Source organism: Vibrio viridaestus (assembly GCF_003856525.1).
GTDB classification, from domain to species: domain Bacteria; phylum Pseudomonadota; class Gammaproteobacteria; order Enterobacterales; family Vibrionaceae; genus Vibrio; species Vibrio viridaestus.
Genome location: NZ_RJVQ01000005.1, coordinates 211,985 through 230,452 on the forward strand (window position 1 = coordinate 211,985; position 18,468 = coordinate 230,452).

Consider the following 18,468-nt stretch of genomic DNA (forward strand, 5'->3'; position numbering starts at 1 on the left):
ATCACCGCCCAAGAAACCCCGCATCTAATCAAAAAATATAATCAGAGTTATTATGTTAAAAAATCGCAGTGCTGATCTCATGCTCGTTCTCGCTACTTTTCTAGCGGGGATTGGGTGGATCTTCTCCAAAGAAACGATTCAAGAAATGCCACCTTTTGCTTTCATAGGTTTAAGGTTTGCTGTTTCAGCCTTTGTTCTCTTGCCAATGTGTCTTTCCACGATGATAAAGGTACCCAAGGGACATTTGGGAATGGGCGCATTTATTGGCTTACTTCAGGGAGGTGCGCTATCTCTTTGGATCTATGCCGTTTCGATTACAACTGAGTTAGGCTCTGGGGCATTTATTATGAGCCTGTCAATGCTATTCGTCCCCTTGTGTAGCTGGTTAATATTTAGAGATAGGCCAAATATCGCTTTCTGGTGTTCACTACCAATAGCGGCACTTGGTATGTTTATGCTATCTCTTAATGGCGGAGGTTGGACATTACAAGGATCTCAGTTTGTGTTTCTTTGCGCGGCTCTGATGATTTCCTTTCAATTTATTGCCAACAGCCATGTTTCGAAATGGATACCAACGGCGGTATTAACTTGCGTGCAGTTCTTTTTTACTGGGGTCTTTGCACTTTTGTTGTCGGGATTTGTTGAAACCTGGCCAGAAACAATTAGTACAACGACATGGTTATGGTTTGCTGCCAGTGTTCTCCCAGCGACTTGTGCTAGATTCTTTATTCAAATTACCGGACAAAAAAATACGACTTCCTCTAATGCAGCACTAATCATGATTTTAGAACCTGTTTGGACCGTCATTTTCAGCGTACTCTGGTATGGTGAACATACTGCTGCCAATAAAATCATCGGCTGTACCCTTATTCTCATTTCTCTGATTTTATACAGAGGATGGGGAAAAATATCCCAAGTATTTGGCAATACCCATCGCGTTTAAAATAGCGCGTGTTTCCAATAAAAAAAGCGAAGTGAGAGCTTCGCTTTTTCTATGATAACGTTTTGTTTTTACGATTAGTGCTGCTCACCAAATGCGAGAGAAACAGCAAGCGTCTGTGCCAGACAGAATGAAGCAGCCTGAGACCGAAATGCGTCTACCTTAGCTTCTTTTACCACAAAGCAAATATCACTGAACGAAGCCAAAGGACTAATCTGACTATCGGTGATGATAATTTGTTTTGTTCCTGATTTAGCCAAAATATCGCTGATAGTTGTCGTCTCTTTCGAGTAAGGAGAAAACGAAATAGCGATAACGACGTCTTTTGGGCCAACCATGCTCAGTTGCTCTCTGAACATCCCGCCTAATCCATCAATGAGAAATGCTCTTTTATTTAGATGACGAAACGCATAGGTAAGATAAGAGGAAATGCTAAATGACCGGCCAAGACCAACAATGTAAATATTTTCTGCTGCATTAAGCAATTGAATCGCGCCATCTAATAATTCATGCGGTGTTTGCGTTGCAAGCTGCTGCATTGAATTACTATTTGAACGGGCAAATTCTCTTAAAATATCCATCGGTGTTGCACGCTGTGACATTTCTCCATCAAGTTCTTTAAGTAACCTGATTCGATCAGTGTAGTTTGATGTTTCTTCTAAAAGACTATTACGAAACAATTGCTTCATTTCATTGAAGCCAGAGAAATCGAATGCACTCGCGAATCGAATTAATGTCGAGGGAGGTACTCCAGCATCTTTAGCGATTACAGAAACAGTTTCGAACGCAATATTGTTCTTGTTATCAAGAACATATGCAGCAACTTGCTGTAGTCGTTTACTCAAATCACCATAATTTGAGCGTATCTGATCTTGTAATTCAGTTAAACTGGTTGCCGTAGCCATAATAAACTCCATTAACACCTAATGAATATTCTATTTAATTTAACAACCATGTTGAAATATTTTTTTCATCAAAATACAAAGTTCATTTCACACTTTGTAAAATAATTTATGATAACCAACTCAAATGTGAGCAACATTTAACCACTAGAGTCTAACAGAAAGAAAAATGGCACTCTTGAGAGTGCCATTTATGCCATAGTATGAGGAATAGACTTATACGATACCGTATGAACCTAAAACGACAACAACGAGCGTTGCTACGACTGGGAATAACAACGTACACATAAAGATGTCTTTATATGAATCTTTATGAGTCAATCCACAAATACCTAATAGTGTAATGACGGCGCCATTGTGTGGAAGAGAGTCCAACCCACCACAAGCTACAGCGGCAATACGGTGCAGTGTCTGCAAACTAATCCCCAGTGTTTCCGCTTGATGAATGTAGACGTCACCAAGCGCATCTAGCGCAATACTTAGCCCACCAGATGCTGAACCAGTGATCCCCGCTAACAAACTTGTCGAAATAGCAAATGAAAGCAATGGGGTTCCCGGAATAGACAAGATCATCGATTTAACCAGCATAAATGCTGATAATGATTTGATTACGTTACCAAAGCCTACCGCCGCAGCCGTATTCATGATAGGCATTATCGAACTGATACTCCCATCATTGATAGCTTCTCGGATATTCGGAATATTTTTTCTGAACAGAATCAATGCCACGATAATTGCTGTAGTAAGAGCAAGAATCAAACTCCACATTCCTTTCACGGATTGGAGATCAACACCAAAATCACTCAGATAACTCGTATCAGCGTTTGGGTAGTAAAAGGTAACAATAAGAAAGTTTAAGACCAAAACAATAAAGATAGGTATAAACGACAGCATAGCTGACGGAACTTCCTGTCCATCATCTTCTATTGATGATTCAACGTGCATTCCGTAACCTTCGCCATTTGCACGAGCGGTCGCTTCTCTACGTTTTAGCCACAACATACCTAAACCGAACATGACAAGCGAAGCTGCAATACCTAACAAAGGTGCCGCATACGCTGTTGTTCCAAAGAATGGCATAGCGATAGTATTTTGAATCTGTGGCGATCCAGGCAATGCCGTCATAGTAAAGGTAAATGAACCAAGAGCAATTGTCCCTGGTATCAGGCGTTTCGGCACATCATTTTTGCGAAAGATCTCTGCTGCAATAGGATAGACAGCAAATACGACCACAAACATCGATACACCACCGTAGGTTAAAACCGTAACTGCTAAAACAACAGCAAGTATCGAGTTTTTGGAACCTACCTTCTTAGTAATCACCGTTGCGATGCTTTTTGCTGCTCCGGAGACATCCATTACTTTACCGAATACCGCTCCCAACAAAAATGCTGGAAAATACAGTTTTACGTAATTAGCCGCACTGGACATAAACACTTCTGTATAGCTCGCCATAAGATGCGAACCTGCAGAAAACATTGCTGCAACCAGTGCGAGAATCGGTGCTAACCAAATAACTGACATACCCTTGTAGGCAAGATACATCAGCAGAACTAAAGATAGCAATATGCCAAATATTCCTAAATCCACGTTAATTCCCCTATGAATAATACTCTCAATAAATCTATTGATAATTGAAACATTCATTTCATTAGTTACAAAGAAAAACTTATATTTCGCGGATAAAAGTGTGCTCCAGATTATAAAATTCAGTTGTTAAATCTGTATAACACATTAACAACATCCTGTTATACTGTTGATTTTAGTCAATTTTGAGGTAAAATCTTTAACACGATCACAGTTTAGAGGTAATGAAATATTCATTTTACAAATTGAAACAAAATGAGTTAAAGTGGTAGCATAATGAAATCAAAATTTCATAAACTAAATGGAGTATAAGAATGAGTGCCCGAGTAATACTTCCTAGAATTATGGAGATAGGTAAAGGTGCATCTTTGCAAGCACCTGCGGTGTTAAAAACCTTAAATGTCTCTAAACCTCTAATCGTTACCGATAAAATGATGGTTCAGCTTGGCTATGCTGAAAAATTGGAAAATGCATTAAAAGCAGCTGGTATCACACCAAGCATTTTCTCCGAAACCATTCCAGAACCAACAGCAAGCTCAATTGAAGCTGGTGTAAAAATGGTTCGCGAAGGTGGCTTCGACTCAATCATTGCTTTAGGCGGCGGTAGCCCAATCGACAGTGCTAAAGCTATCTCTATCGTAGGTAAATTTGGTGGCGTTGTTCGCGACTACAAATTCCCTCGTGACGTGAGTGAAGCCGGTCTTCCTATTATTGCTATCCCAACTACTGCAGGTACAGGTTCAGAAAACACTCGAGTAACCGTTATCACAGATGACGAGAAAGGTGAAAAAATGATGTGCGCTGGACTTGGCTTCATGCCAACAGCTGCACTAATCGATTACGAGCTGACTGTATCTCTACCACCACGCGTAACTGCAGACTGTGGTCTCGATGCGTTAACTCACGCAATTGAAGCTTACGTTAGCCAGAAGAAAAACGCGTTTTCTTCATTGCAAGCGTTAAATGCAATGAAGTTAATCGGCCAAAACTTAAGACTTGCCTACCATGAGCCAAGTAATGAAAGTGCTCGCGAAGCTATGATGCTAGGTGCGTCTCTTGCAGGAATGGCTTTTTCTAACGCTTCTGTAGCGCTTGTCCATGGTATGAGCCGTCCAATTGGTGCGTTTTTCCATGTACCGCATGGCTTATCTAACGCGATGCTACTTCCAATTCTTACTGAGTATTCAATTGAAGGTAGTGAAGACCGTTATGCAGATTGTGCTCGTGCTCTAGGAATTTCAACATTAGCAGATAGCAATGAGATCGCTTGTACCAAGCTCGTGTCTGAACTTCGCGCATTGAATGAAGAACTTCAAGTTCCTACTCCTTATGCTTACGGCATCAACGAAAAAGAGTATATGGATCTTCTACCTACTATGGCTGAGCAGGCTCTAGCTTCTGGCTCTCCAGGCAATAACCCTCGCGTACCATCTATCGATGAAATGGTCGAACTCTACAAACAAGTTTGGGCTGAAGGCGCCAAGTAATTTTTGCTAAAAGACAAATCTCTACCTACTGCTTAACAATGCAGTAGGTAGCTTTTGTATTTACAATAGTGGGTATGAATATGGCCGTGACCAGTTTCAAACATCTGCAGCATCAAATTCATTTAAGATATAACGAACTGAGCACCAGGTTACAACAGGTGGCCAAATATCTATTGGAGAATAAAAACACTATTGCTTTTAATACGTTGGCAAGTATTTCTCGAGAAGCAGATGTCCCCCCTTCCGCAATCACTCGCTTTTCTAAATCATTTGGGTTTAAGAACTTCAATGAAATGAAAGTTTTGTTCCGTGAACATACGCTTGAAGAGACCAGTAACTATAGTGAACGATTGCAAGTCTACCGACAATTACGCGGCGAACACTATAAAAAGCAATCACCAACACAAATTTTACAAGAGTTCGCTCACTACAATGCCAAATCACTGAGTAATCTTCTCCTCGATATAACACCAGAGGAATTAGATAAAGCGATTGAGCTAATCCAAAACGCCAAAAACATTTACGTTGTCGGTAATGGGCGCTCTTTTGGTATTGCATCTTATCTAACTTACGCTCTGAGCCATCTCGGTTGTCGTGCTCTGATTGCAAATGGTTTAGGTGGGATGTTGACAGACCAAGTAGAAATGTATGATGAGAACGACTTAATTTTTGCTATCAGTTTTTCACCCTATTCTGATGAAGCAATCAATACGATGCTTCAGGCCAGTGAACGAAATATCAAACAAATAGTCATTACAGATCAACATATCAATCAGTTAACACAACACAGTGATGTCAGCTTCGTCATAAAAGAAGCAAGCATTTTCGATGTGTTCCGTTCCTTATCGGCCACTCAATGCCTGGTTCAAACACTTTCAGTGGCTATTGCTCAAAAGTATATTACTGAAGAGCTATCGCAAATGAACCAATACATTTAAGCTAATTGATAACTCCTCTCATTTAAATGAGGGAAATTTAAAAATTCAAGATAGTTTTGTTCTGCCATTCCTCCTGAAATTATAAATTTGCAACTCAATTTTATTGCAAATTCTCTCAAAAAATCTTTCATAACAAGATATACCACCTTTCATCTACCTTTTCTAACCAAACAAAAAAGTGATCTGTATCAATATGATTATCTATTCATTGTGATACAAATCACTTTAATCCCCTTCTTAATCCCTTCAAAACGCGATCCAAGTCAACAATGATAAAATCTATCAATTTCATGAACTTAAAATGCAATAAATGATATAAAAGAAGATCAAAATAGCATTTAAAGATATGGTTCACATTTGCAATCGAGTGCAAAAGATAGAATCACTTCCAGATTATGAGTTTGTCTCAAATCACCAGTCGGAATCGTACTGTCCCTATATAAAATGACGGTTCCTAGAAAATAATACATAAGAAGGAAGAACATCATGACTTTAAGAGTAGGTGTTGTAGGTGTTGGCGGTATCGGTAAAGAACACGTCAAACGCGTTAACTATCTTACAGGTGCCCATGTAACTGCAGTTTCTGACGTTAATAACGATCAAGTGCGTGAATGGTTAGCTAAAGAAAACATCGAAGCAGAAGTTTTCGATAACGGTGTAGACCTAATCAACTCTGATATCGTTGATGCAGTTGTTGTTGCTTCTTGGGGTCCAACTCACGAAGAATTCGTTCTAGCTGCTATCGCTGCTGGCAAATACGTTTTCTGTGAAAAACCACTTGCAGTAACTGAAGAAGGTTGTCGTAAAATCGTTGATGCTGAAATCGCTGCTGGTAAAAAACTAGTTCAAGTTGGTTTCATGCGTCGTTATGATAAATCATACCGTCAACTTAAAGCAGTTCTTGACCAAAAAGTTATCGGCGAACCGCTAACTCTGAACGCATGGCACCATGCTCCAGAAGCACCTGGATTTAAAGGTGATATGGCGATCACTGACTCAATCGTTCACGAAGCTGACGTACTAAGATGGCTTCTTGAAGAAGACTGGGCAAGTGCACAGGTTATTCTACCTAAGAAAACTTCTATCTCTTCTGAGCCTGAATTACAAGACCCACACGTTGTGCTTCTACGCACTAAATCTGGCGTGCACGTATCAGTTCAAAGCTTTGTATTCTGTCAATACGGCTATGACATTCAATGTCAAATCACTGGTGAAAAAGGCGTTGCAGCACTTCCTGATCCAGCGACAACTGTTGTTCGTACAGCAGCTAAATTAGAGAAAGAAATCTTTGTAGATTGGAAAGACCGTTTCTTCGATGCATTCGACACTGAATTCCAAGAGTGGATTGATTCAGTTCACGCAGACAAACTAGTTGGTCCTACAGCGTGGGATGGTTACTGTGTAGCTGTAACCATCGATGCTTGTGTTAAAGCAAAATATTCTGGTCAGATCGAACCAATTGCAATCCCAGAAACTCCTGCTTTCTACAAATAATTAAATAAATAATTACTATTTGAGGAGTGCAAGGCAAAATGCCCTTTGCTACTAAATTGCACTCCTATCTTTTCCCTACATTCTAGTTCAAAACCAAAAGTCTATCCGGAGGCTTTATGTCCAATAACATAACGCAATTAAACAAATCGTATAACTTGAGATATATACTCGTTATATGTGGTGTTGCCGCACTAGGTGGTCTGTTACTAGGCTATGATACTGCAGTAATATCAGGGGCCATTGGTCCTATTCAAAACTTCTTTGACCTTAGCCCTTGGGGTGTTGGTTGGGCGGTGTCTAACGTTGCAATCGGGTGCATAATAGGCGCATTTGCATCAGGTAAAATAGCGGCGGCATGGGGACGTAAAAAAGCACTAATCCTCGCCGCCGTTTTGTTTACTATCTCGGCTATTGGCGCTGCACTTGTATCTTCATTTTTCTGGTTTATCGTATATCGTATGATTGGTGGCTTAGCAGTAGGTATCGCATCATCTGTTTCACCAATGTACATGTCAGAAGTCTCTCCTAAACAGATTCGTGGCCGTGCCCTTAGCTCACAAAACTTTGCCATCGTATTCGGTCAGGTTGTAATCTTCATCGTTAACTTTTTGATAGCAAAAGGTATGACTCATGAATGGATGAACACTGTTGGCTGGCGTATCATGATCGGCTCTGAAGCTATACCATGTGCTATCTTCGTCCTTGCATCTTTCTTTATTCCAGAATCACCTCGTTGGTTGGTAATGGTAAACCGTAAAGAAGAAGCGCAAAAAGTGTTAGCTGGTATCTTCAATAAAGAATACGCACCACAAGTCGTAAAAGACATTGAAAATGCAATTATTGCTGAAGAGCAAAATCGTAAAGAAGTTTCTAAGTTGGAAGTGCACAAAGAACGTAAATTCTGGCTCTTTGTTTTTATTGCCGGCATGATTGTATTCTTCCAGCAGGCAAGTGGCGTTAACGTAATCATGTACTTTGCACCTGTGGTACTAGAGAAAGTAACTGGTAACAACGAAGTTGCATTGTTCTTAACTATCTGGGTTGGTGTTATCCAGCTTGTAGGTACATTCATCGGTTCGATGTTGATGGATAAAGTTGGTCGTCTACCGCTGATGAAACTGGGCTCAATTGGTGCGATGCTAGGTCTTCTTCTAACGTCGTACTTTATTTACCAATCTGCAGGTCTTGAAGGTGAAGCTGCCATTACAATGGGTTACTGGACACTGTTTGGAATGATGGCATTCATGATTTGCTTCGCATTCTCTTGGAGTCTTGGTGCCTGGATTATCGTATCTGAAATCTTCCCTAACCGTTACCGTGCATTAGGTATGTCGTTCGCAATAGGCGGTCTTTGGGTAACTAACTTCATCATTGGTGTTGCGTTCCCCGTTATGAATGACAATGCATATTTAAATGAGCATTTTAAAGGTGCTTTCCCTATGTGGGTATTTGCCTTCTTTATGCTACTTTCTTTCTTCTTCCTACGCCGTTATGTCCCAGAAACAAATGGCATATCTTTGGAGAAAATGGAAGCGCATGTCATGGCGAAACAAGAAAGTCGCAACAAGAAATACTCTACAGCTAATGCTGAAAGCTAATTTTTAAACTACATAAAAACTCAAAAGGCCAGCTAATAAGCTGGCCTTTTTAATTCGTATATTAATTAATCATAGAAAAATTTTAATACTAACTATTTATGAGTATATTTATATAAAATTACATCATTCAAATTGTACAAAGCCACCTCTTCTAATTCCTTGTAAATCTTCCGCAACTAGAACATCCAGTCCATGATATTTCAACGATGAAAATTATTAATTTTAGACACTGTTTACTTAAAACCTATCTCACGTCGCATTTGGTGCTACTTTCCACTCATGTCCAACTTTCATAATCTATCATTGCAACGCAGGCCAGGTGCTTGTGATCGATGTCTTAAAAGCACTTTGTTGACTAATAAAATACTGTTTTAACGCAACTATGCTCAAGATCACAGAACCTCGTTAACATTAATTTAAATTTTTCGCCATAGATAGGTCACTTTTCACTCTAAAACCTCAAAATGACACAAGTCACATAAAAATGATAGAATCTATCATGAGTAAAAATTAAACTCTTTATCATAACTAACTGAAATAATTAAAAAAATAAAATAAACAAAAGAATTAAGATCACAAAATGCTTACATCATGATAATACGCATCAAACAAAATGATAAATTTTTTCATTTTTGAAAGGAAAATTGACTCAGATCAGTTTTGGAGACCAAACTCACATTTGTATTTTCATTTAGCAAGTAGAATTTATTCATCGATAAGAAAGTAAATTAAAATGCATGTTCCACTAACTAATATAAATATTAATTAAGGAGAAATGGGTCATTAAGATTTAATTTATAAAACCATATGTCAAAAGAATAGATTTTTAAATAAATACAAAACCCTACTTAACTAACAATAAAATCAAGTCGAGTCTATCCGGAGGCTTTATGTCCAATAATATAGATGCAGGTGTAGTAAATAAAGGCTACAACCTAAGATACATATTAGTAATTTGTGCTGTTGCTGCACTAGGTGGTTTATTATTAGGTTACGATACAGCGGTAATTTCAGGTGCTATCGGTCCTATCCAAAACTTCTTTGAATTAAGTCCAATTGGCGTTGGTTGGGCAGTATCTAACGTCGCGATCGGTTGTATCATTGGTGCGTTCATGTCAGGACGTATCGCTGGTGCCTGGGGGCGTAAAAAAGCACTGATTCTTGCTGCAATTTTATTCACAATCTCTGCAATCGGTGCTGCTGTAGTAAGCTCTTTCTTCTGGTTCATCGTGTACCGCATGATTGGTGGCGTTGCAGTAGGTATCGCATCTTCTGTATCTCCAATGTACATGTCAGAAGTATCACCTAAAAAAATTCGTGGTCGCGCACTAAGTTCTCAAAACTTTGCCATCGTATTCGGTCAAGTAGTTATCTTCGTTGTTAACTTCTTAATCGCAAAAGGTATGACTCAAGAATGGTTGAACACTGTTGGCTGGCGTATCATGATCGGTTCTGAAGCTATTCCTTGTGTACTATTCGTAATCGCGTCTTTCTTCATTCCAGAATCTCCACGTTGGTTGGTTATGATGGGTCGTTTTGATGAAGCGAAAAAAGTATTGGGTCGTATCTTTAATGAAGCTTACGCACCACAAGTAGTTGAAGACATCCGTCGCTCACTACACGAAGAAAAACAAAACCAAGACGAACTTTCTCAACTTAAAGTTCATAAAGAACGCAAATTCTGGCTCTTTGTATTTGTTGGTGCTGCAATCGTAATCTTCCAACAAGCGAGTGGTGTTAACGTAATCATGTACTTCGCTCCAGTTGTTCTAGAAAAAGTAACTGGTAACAACGAAGTCGCTCTGTTCTTAACAATCTGGGTTGGTGTAATTCAGTTAGTGGGTACCTTCATCGGTTCTCTACTTATGGACAAAGTTGGTCGTGTTCCTCTACTTAAAATTGGTTCAATCGGTGCGTGTGCAGGTCTTCTTTTAACTTCGTACTTCATCTACCAATCAGCAGGTCTTACTGGTGAAGCGGCTATCCAAGCTGGCTACTGGACTCTACTTGGTATGATGGCGTTCATGATTTGTTTCGCGTTCTCTTGGAGCTTAGGTGCATGGATTGTAGTTTCAGAAATCTTCCCTAACCGTTATCGTGCTCTAGGTATGTCATTTGCAATCGGTGCTCTTTGGGTAAGTAACTTCCTAATCGGTTTACTATTCCCAGTAATGAACGACAATGCATGGTTGAATGAACACTTCAAAGGTGCGTTCCCTATGTGGGTATTTGCATTCTTCATGTTAGTTTCTTTCTTCTTCGTACGTCGTTACCTACCAGAAACAAATGGTATTTCACTAGAAAAAATGGAAGACCACTTTATGGCTAAACATAATGGCGATAAAGAGAGAAAAGCATCAGAAAATATGAATAGCGTTAAATTCTAATCACTATTCACCAAACAAAAAACAGAGGTTTATATGCCTCTGTTTTTTTATTGAGCTACAGTCATCTTAATTCCTATTTTCAAAACGTTATCTTGCGTCTGAAAAGTAAGATTCAAGATATTACTTATTGCTACGAACAAACTTTAACCACGCTATAAATATGTCTATTTAAGCTCAAAAATAAATTGTCTTCAATGCACCCCATCATTACTAATATGCTAATTCAACACAAAAATCATCTCCCCGATATAATTTTGAGGAAAAGTTAACTCTCTCAAGATATTATGTGACAGCATCCCGTTTATTCGCCTTTCCAACTTCTCTTGATTTCAATTTTCCTTGATACTAGACATAAATATTTCATATTAACTCTCCGTCATTTCAATATGTTAGAGTTCTCAGCTACGGGGTAAAAAATGGTCAACAAAGATAACTCGTCGACAAAAAGATCCACGATTGCAGATGTCGCTGAACTTGCGAACGTCAGTGTTGCAACAGTAGACCGAGTAATCAATGGCAGAGCAATCGTAAGTGAGAAAACGACTAAGAAAGTATTGCAAGCTGCAAAAGAGCTAAACTTTCGTGCGACTCGTCTAATTCACGACTCACTAGTCAACAATGTCAGAGTTTGCGTCGCTGGTGTGATTCTGCAGGGTAAAGATAAACCTTTCTATCGTTTACTTGGCGAAGAACTCAAGCAAGCAAACGAGCTATTCCAGGGACGTTGTCGACTTGAAATATGCTATCTAGATGACTTGTCCAACAGTTCGATGTGTGAAGCAATTACCCGAATGGCGAGTTACTGTCACGTCATTGGAATTGTTTCTGCAGATCACCCTCAAATTAATGACACTATTAAAGCAGTCTCAGAGCAAGGTGTTTCCGTCTTTACGTTGCTCAGTGAAGTCAGTTCTCCTTACGTGACAACACACATCGGCGTAGATGCACGTAAACTAGGCAGAACGGCTGGATGGTATATTGGTAACCTGACAAAATCTGCTGGGCCTGTTGGCCTCATCATTGGTAGTCATCGTTATCTGTGCCAAGAGACATATGAAGTTGGTTTTAGAACCTATATTCGCGAAAAATGTCACGATCTCAATATCGTCGATGCTGTTGTGAGCCTAGAAAACTCCGAACTTGCTAAACAAGCTACAGAGGAGTTACTCAGCCGTTATCCGGATATTGTGGCCATATATTGTGCCGGTGGTGGTATCGAAGGTGTGATAGAAGCATTGAGGTTCAATAAGCTCCCTCAGAAAGTAACCGTTGTGTGTAATGAGCTTACTGAAGTAACAGCAGAAGCATTGAGAGACGGTACACTCGATATAGTAATGTCATGTAGAAGACCTGCACTTTCACAGCAGTTCATCAAAGCAGCGATAGACATTCACAATAACAAAGATAAGTACACGCCAGCTGCACATGACATTCCAGTAGAAATATTCTGCAGCGAGAATTGCATATAGTCGCTTAAAACCATCGAGCATTCCATATAAAGGGCGGTAATACTTATAAAGCATCACCGCCCTTTTGTGTCATAGTTATCGCGACAAAATAAGATTCTCTTCGCCAAGAAAAAAGGCTGACCATTATTGGCCAGCCTTTCCTTATATTCTTAACTAAGAATTATTGGCTGATAGTTGCTTTAAGAGCATCAATAGATGTTTCAACACCAGCTTCAACTGTCATTGTAAGGTCTTCCATTTCTAGAGAAACGTCACCGTTGTAACCCATCATATGTACAACTGAGAAGAACTCTTTCCACCACTGAAGATCTTTACCACAACCAACAGCTACATAGTTCCATGTACGATCCGCGCTTTCTTCAACTGGGCGAGGTTCTAGAAGACCATCAACATCAGCAAGACCACGTTCGATACGAGCATCTTTACCGTGAACATGGAAGATACAACCTTTAAGAGCACGCGCTGCTGCAATTGGGTCTGCACCAAGAATCATCATGTGAGATGGGTCTAGGTTAATACCAATCATAGGACCAACTGCTTCTCTTAGTTTTAGAAGAGTCGATGCACTCCAAACCATTGTGCCTGGGAATTCTTCAATAGCAATTTGCTCAACACCACATTTTTTACAGTGATCAGCAAACTCTTTCCAGAATTTGATTGTTACTTCCCATTGGTATTCATATGCAGGTGCCATGAACGCAGGCCAAGAAACGGTAGAAGTGATCCAGTTAGGAGTTGTATCTTCTGGAGAACCAGCAGGTAGACCAGCCATAGCAACAAGTTTTTTCACGCCAAGTTTGCCAGCAAGAGTCGCACAGTCGTACATGCTTTTAGCGTATTCTTCGCCTGTAGCAGATGGCCAAGTTGGGTTACAAGAAGTGTTTAAAGCTGAAATACGCATACCACGTTTTTCTAGTTCAGCTTGGAATTCTTGTAGCTTGGTTTCATCTGTTAGCAATTCTTGAGTGTTAACGTGCTTACGAGCACCCCAACCACCAGCAGTCATTTCAACTGCATCTAAACCTAGTGACTTTACTTTGTCCAACATTGCTGGGAAAGAAAGATCTGCATATACATCAGTACAAATTGCTAGTTTCATGTGTTCTATCCTTATATTTTTGTAGTAACGTCGTTATTGGTAACTAATTTTTTTAATTACTTTCACTGCTACGTTATCAATAGTGATTAGTCGCCAGTGCTTAAGAGCACAAACAATAGTCAATTACTTCATGGGCAGATGAACTAATGAACTTTATATCATCACGAGTCTGTAGCGCAGCGAAGTTGTGACTTTCACTTCACATTGCACTCGGTTGCATCTTTTTGCAAAAAAATTGCAACCGAGTGCAAATTGGATTTTAAAAAAAATCGAGTCAATCATGTATTTAAAATAATCTAAATGCTCTTGCTCTCGACAGACGCTATAATGCTCCACATACTAAGAAACTGTCAACGCAAATACGATACTCATGAAAGAAAATTTAACTACAGTCACAAAACAAAAAGTCACCGCAAAAGAAGTCGCAGAATTAGCTGGTGTGTCGAAGTGGACAGTCTCTCGAGCGTTTACCAAAGGGGCCTCAATCTCCGAGACAAGTTTAAAGCGAGTACTTGAAGCTGCCGATACTTTAGGCTACAAACCTAACCTTTTGGCACGTAGTTTGACCAAAAAGAAGACCAACATGATAGGTGTTCTTGTTGCCGAATTAGACACACCAAATGTGCTTGCCGTTTTTGATGAACTATCGTCTCAACTACAGATGAAAGGCCTCATTTCTTTGGTCCTAAATGTCAACACTGCAACTGACTATAACAATGCTCTTTCGCTCGTAGATCAGTTTCAAGTCGATGGAATTATTTTCCTCGGTACTGAGCTTCCACAGGAAATTATTGAGAAGAATGTTCAACATATTCCTCTTATCTCTCTTTATCGAAATAGTGATATCCCTAGTGTCCAGGCCGTGAGTACTGATGGCTATTCCGCGGGAAGAGATGTGGGAAGCCTCTTTGTCTCTCTGGGGTACAAACGCATTGCTTACATGGCTGGCCCAAGTAAAAAGTCGACCGGACTTATGCGTTGTGATGGTATGGTTTCGATGCTTCATGAGCATGGACTAAAGCTTGAAGATCGCTACGAAATGAAACACTTTAGCCGTAAAGTTGCTTATGAGTTTATGAATAACTACCTAGCTTCTACGAAGCCAGAAGATAGAGTCGAGGCCATTTTCTGTGAAAGCGATATTCTTGCTATTGGTGTAATAGATGCTCTTAGGTACAACAATGTCGATCGTAGTATCGCCGTTGTAGGCTTTGATGATATTGATTTGGCAGGTTCACCAAGTTATAACCTGACAACGTGTCGCCAACAACTTAAGCCTTTGGTGCGAGAATCAATTAAACGCTTAAAACCAAATCAAAATCAACCGAAAACTTTACTGATGCCAAGTGAATTTATTCTGAGACATTCTCATCTAAGAATCCCTCTGAACAAAAAATAGAACCAACAGTTATCATACCATGACACCATCGTATACGAGCTTCAAGCCTGACAACAAAAGGAAAAGGTAGCATAATGCGTATATCTTTTCCTGACTCACACGGTATAAGAGCCAGACACCTAATTTCACACCAATTGGGGCAAATGGGATAAGAACTAGCGACGTTAACAGATTTTTAGCATCAAACTCCCCTGCAAGAAAATAGGGAATGAGTTTGAAAAAATTCACAACACCAAAAAATACCGCCATAGACGCTATTAGGGTCACCTTCTCCAATCTTAAAGGCAAAAGATAAATACTTAATGGACCACCGCCAGCATGGATAGCCGTACTAGAAAATCCACTTAATAAGCTCCAGAAGGCACCAGAGAACCTTCCCTGCTCTTTTTTCATCTCGTCCCTGTGGGTTATTTTTTCGAATACGTGCTGAAGGAAGAAGATGATCGACAAGGCACCAATCAATATTTTGAATTCTTTTTCAGGAAGTGTCTGCATCACGACTCCTGCGATTGCTACACCGACTATTGCGCTTGGTAACAGTTTTCTAAGTAACGAATAGTCCGCATTTCGATAATGCTGCTTAATCGCCAGTACGTCCATAATACACAATATTGGCAGCAATATTGCGGCTGCCTGAATCGGTGCAATCGTCAAAGCCATTAGCGGGACAGAAATAATACCCAAAGCACCACCAAGTCCACCCTTACCGATCCCGAATATGATTACCGCAGGTATTGCAGCAACGTAAAACCAAATATCAGTAACAATCATAACGACGCCCTTAAAAAAAAAGCACCCGGGACAGGGTGCTAAAACTCGACAAAGACAGATCGGGGGTCAACCTAATTGTAGGTCAGCATCTGTAGCCAAGTATCCAAACAAAAGGAACTTTAAAACAATGAAACAACGAAACAAAACCCTAATTAATTTCCAGAACTTGAAGACCAGGTTCTGTGGAGGGGATATAGGGGGTTAGCCTATATCCTCCCCCATTCTTAATTACCCACGGTTACGCCATAGGCCAATTAAGTTATGGTAGTTAGCTTTGATTTGGTCGATGAACTGACGATCATCAACTTTACCCGCTAACCATTGGCGAGAAGGCTCACCAAATAGAGTACGACCAACAGCGAAGCCTTTAACGATGCTCTGACCTGCTGCGTTGTCGAAACCACGTTGTAGCTCTTCTTGTGGTGCATCAAGACCTAGAAGAACAACACCGCGACAGTATGGGTCGTTTTCAGTTACAACTTCAGTAACTTCAGCCCAAGTTGCTTTCTCTTGAGAAGGTAGTTTCCACCAGTCTGGTTTGATACCTAGAGAGTACAAGCGTTTTAGAGATTCAACGTATAGACGGCCGCCATCTGAATCCACACCTTTTGGAAGGATGATTTCAAGCAACAATTCGTGACCAGATTTGCAAGCAGCTTGATATACTTCTGTTAGAAGTTCTTCTTGCTCTGTACGAATAGCTTCTTCATCTTCTGGATTGTAGAAGCACAGACACTTGATGATGTGCTCTGATGGCCAATCAATTAGTTGAGAACCGATATTACCGTGCTCTAGACGAAGAGGACGTGAGCTTGGCATTTCGATTGGACGACCAATCCACCAGCCTTTACCTGTAACGTCGTTAAGAACGTCTTGACCAAATGTGCTATCACATAGAAGACCGCATTTACCTTGAAGACCTGCTTCTTGTTCAACTTCGTAGTGAGCTTGAAGAATCAGTTTTTTCAGAGGTTTGATTTTCGCAACATCAGCACCTGCCGCTTCGCACATTTCAACGAATTGTGCACGGTGGTCATACGCCATGATGCATAGGTCATCCCATGGACCTACTTTACGAGTAGTAACACGGTGTAAGTGATTCAGTTCAGTATCTAAGTCTGGACGAGGAACCGATTCTGCGCGAGCTAGATAGTTGTCTAGTTCAACTTTAGTTGGCATTGCAGGAGCACAGCCGTGACGAGATACAACTAGTGCACCACATGCGTTAGCGTATGCACACGCTTTTTCCCAACCTTCGTCGTTTAGGTAACCACGTAGAAGACCAGACATAAATGCATCGCCAGCGCCTAGAACGTTAAGAACGTCTACACGTACACCAGTAATGGTTAGACCTTCGTCCAATGTTTCTGGAATGGCTTCTGGATATACAGAACAACCTAGTGCACCACGTTTACAAACAAATGTTGCATCAGATACTTTACGAACGTTTTTAAGCGCTTGAACTGTGTCAGTAGAACCACCAGAGATGTGGAACTCTTCTTCAGTACCAACGATTACATCAAACAATCCAAGAACTTCTTGTAGATCTTCAGTTACTTTATCAGACTCAATGAAACGAGTTTCGCCATCACCTAGACCAGTTAGGCCCCAAAGAACAGGACGGTAGTCAATATCTAGTGCCGTTTTAACACCGTTACGACGTGCGTATTTAAGTGCAGTCAAAACTGCTTCACGAGTTTTAGGGTTAGATAGGTGAGTACCTGTGATAGCAAGACAACGTGCTGAAGCAATATATTCTTCAGTAAAGTCATCTTTGGAGATTGCCATATCAGCACAGTTATCACGGTAGAAGATTAGAGGGAAAGTATCTTCATCTTTAATACCTAGGATTACTAGAGCTGTAAGGCGTTCGCTATCTTTGATAAGGAAGCTAGTGTCACAACCTACGCGTTCTAGTTCTTCTTTTAAGAAACGGCCATTATGTTCATCACCTACTCTCGCAAGCATAGATGATTTAAGACCTTGTACCGCGGTTCCGTATGCTACGTTACCTGAAGAACCACCTAGGTACTTATTGAAAGAAGTCATGTCTTCTAGACGAGAACCAACTTGTTGACCATATAAGTCAATCGCTACTCGTCCCATACAAATTACATCAAATTTTTTCTTGCTATTCACTTTTCGCTCCTCGGCGGCTACAGCCTAATGTCGATAACATGATTTTGTTCATCTGTATTGCGATTATAGATGCAGAAAATTATAGCCCTGCACTAATCATTTCAATAATGACTTTATACGAAATATACGTTTCAAATTCAAGCAAAAAGACAATGTTTATTCCGTATTGTGATCTAAATGGAATTTTAGTGCTGAAACAAAAAATAATGTTAAAAAACATTTATTTATGCAAAAAAGCCTCGCACGGGAAACGACAAC

Annotated in this window: 13 protein-coding genes; 8 read left to right on the forward strand and 5 right to left on the reverse strand. The window is 40.1% G+C overall.

The genetic code is table 11. The annotated features are described in order from the left end of the window. The first annotated feature begins 49 nt into the window (after nt 1-49). Complete coding sequence (locus tag EES38_RS13305) at nt 50-943, forward strand: DMT family transporter (protein ID WP_439333256.1); 894 nt, start codon at nt 50-52, stop codon at nt 941-943. A gap of 74 nt (nt 944-1,017) precedes the next feature. Here the strand turns inward: EES38_RS13305 and EES38_RS13310 are convergent, their stop codons facing one another. Both EES38_RS13310 and EES38_RS13315 read right to left on the reverse strand, forming a co-directional pair. Further along, nucleotides 1,018-1,845 (reverse strand): MurR/RpiR family transcriptional regulator, encoded by an 828-nt coding sequence (locus EES38_RS13310; protein WP_124937698.1) that lies wholly within the window; start codon nt 1,843-1,845, stop codon nt 1,018-1,020. Nucleotides 1,846-2,058: 213 nt separating this feature from the next. Further along, nucleotides 2,059-3,432 carry a GntP family permease gene (locus EES38_RS13315; RefSeq protein ID WP_124937699.1) on the reverse strand — a complete coding sequence of 458 codons (1,374 nt, stop codon included), beginning with the start codon at nt 3,430-3,432 and terminating at the stop codon, nt 2,059-2,061. Nucleotides 3,433-3,743: 311 nt separating this feature from the next. On the opposite strand from EES38_RS13315, the gene EES38_RS13320 reads away from it, so the two are divergent. The 6 genes from EES38_RS13320 (at nt 3,744) to EES38_RS13345 (ending at nt 12,802) form a co-directional block, all read left to right on the forward strand. Then, nucleotides 3,744-4,916, forward strand: coding sequence for an iron-containing alcohol dehydrogenase (locus EES38_RS13320; protein WP_124937700.1), 1,173 nt, complete (start codon nt 3,744-3,746; stop codon nt 4,914-4,916). A gap of 80 nt (nt 4,917-4,996) precedes the next feature. Then, the gene (locus EES38_RS13325; protein ID WP_124937701.1) at nt 4,997-5,854 is read left to right on the forward strand and encodes a MurR/RpiR family transcriptional regulator; all 858 of its coding nucleotides are present in this window, start codon (nt 4,997-4,999) and stop codon (nt 5,852-5,854) included. Between the two features lie 486 nt (nt 5,855-6,340). Further along, a complete protein-coding gene (locus tag EES38_RS13330) occupies nt 6,341-7,348 on the forward strand; it encodes a Gfo/Idh/MocA family oxidoreductase (RefSeq protein ID WP_124937702.1) in 1,008 nt (335 codons plus the stop codon). A gap of 116 nt (nt 7,349-7,464) precedes the next feature. Continuing rightward, on the forward strand, nt 7,465-8,946 hold the full coding sequence (locus tag EES38_RS13335) for a sugar porter family MFS transporter (protein ID WP_124937703.1): 1,482 nt from the start codon (nt 7,465-7,467) through the stop codon (nt 8,944-8,946). A gap of 890 nt (nt 8,947-9,836) precedes the next feature. Beyond that, entirely contained in the window at nt 9,837-11,333 is a 1,497-nt protein-coding gene (locus EES38_RS13340; protein WP_124937704.1) for a sugar porter family MFS transporter, read from the forward strand. A 416-nt stretch (nt 11,334-11,749) separates the two neighbouring features. Then, the gene (locus tag EES38_RS13345; RefSeq protein WP_124937705.1) at nt 11,750-12,802 is read left to right on the forward strand and encodes a LacI family DNA-binding transcriptional regulator; all 1,053 of its coding nucleotides are present in this window, start codon (nt 11,750-11,752) and stop codon (nt 12,800-12,802) included. Between the two features lie 160 nt (nt 12,803-12,962). Here EES38_RS13345 and EES38_RS13350 read toward each other — a convergent pair whose 3' ends face one another. Further along, nucleotides 12,963-13,901 carry a sugar phosphate isomerase/epimerase family protein gene (locus EES38_RS13350; RefSeq protein WP_124937706.1) on the reverse strand — a complete coding sequence of 313 codons (939 nt, stop codon included), beginning with the start codon at nt 13,899-13,901 and terminating at the stop codon, nt 12,963-12,965. A gap of 370 nt (nt 13,902-14,271) precedes the next feature. On the opposite strand from EES38_RS13350, the gene EES38_RS13355 reads away from it, so the two are divergent. Further along, entirely contained in the window at nt 14,272-15,300 is a 1,029-nt protein-coding gene (locus EES38_RS13355) for a LacI family DNA-binding transcriptional regulator (RefSeq protein WP_124937707.1), read from the forward strand. A gap of 12 nt (nt 15,301-15,312) precedes the next feature. Here EES38_RS13355 and EES38_RS13360 read toward each other — a convergent pair whose 3' ends face one another. Continuing rightward, nucleotides 15,313-16,071, reverse strand: coding sequence for a sulfite exporter TauE/SafE family protein (locus tag EES38_RS13360; protein ID WP_124937708.1), 759 nt, complete (start codon nt 16,069-16,071; stop codon nt 15,313-15,315). A gap of 228 nt (nt 16,072-16,299) precedes the next feature. Then, nucleotides 16,300-18,210, reverse strand: coding sequence for a bifunctional 5-dehydro-2-deoxygluconokinase/5-dehydro-2-deoxyphosphogluconate aldolase (locus EES38_RS13365; RefSeq protein ID WP_124937709.1), 1,911 nt, complete (start codon nt 18,208-18,210; stop codon nt 16,300-16,302). Between the last annotated feature and the right edge of the window lie 258 nt (nt 18,211-18,468).

Coding starts and splice junctions, on each gene's coding strand:
- EES38_RS13325 (WP_124937701.1), top strand. CDS start 4,997: ATGGCCGTGACCAGTTTCAAACATCTGCAGCATCAAATTCATTTAAGA.
- EES38_RS13340 (WP_124937704.1), top strand. CDS start 9,837: ATGTCCAATAATATAGATGCAGGTGTAGTAAATAAAGGCTACAACCTA.
- EES38_RS13320 (WP_124937700.1), top strand. CDS start 3,744: ATGAGTGCCCGAGTAATACTTCCTAGAATTATGGAGATAGGTAAAGGT.
- EES38_RS13360 (WP_124937708.1), bottom strand. CDS start 16,071: ATGATTGTTACTGATATTTGGTTTTACGTTGCTGCAATACCTGCGGTA.
- EES38_RS13335 (WP_124937703.1), top strand. CDS start 7,465: ATGTCCAATAACATAACGCAATTAAACAAATCGTATAACTTGAGATAT.
- EES38_RS13350 (WP_124937706.1), bottom strand. CDS start 13,901: ATGAAACTAGCAATTTGTACTGATGTATATGCAGATCTTTCTTTCCCA.
- EES38_RS13345 (WP_124937705.1), top strand. CDS start 11,750: ATGGTCAACAAAGATAACTCGTCGACAAAAAGATCCACGATTGCAGAT.
- EES38_RS13355 (WP_124937707.1), top strand. CDS start 14,272: ATGAAAGAAAATTTAACTACAGTCACAAAACAAAAAGTCACCGCAAAA.
- EES38_RS13330 (WP_124937702.1), top strand. CDS start 6,341: ATGACTTTAAGAGTAGGTGTTGTAGGTGTTGGCGGTATCGGTAAAGAA.
- EES38_RS13310 (WP_124937698.1), bottom strand. CDS start 1,845: ATGGCTACGGCAACCAGTTTAACTGAATTACAAGATCAGATACGCTCA.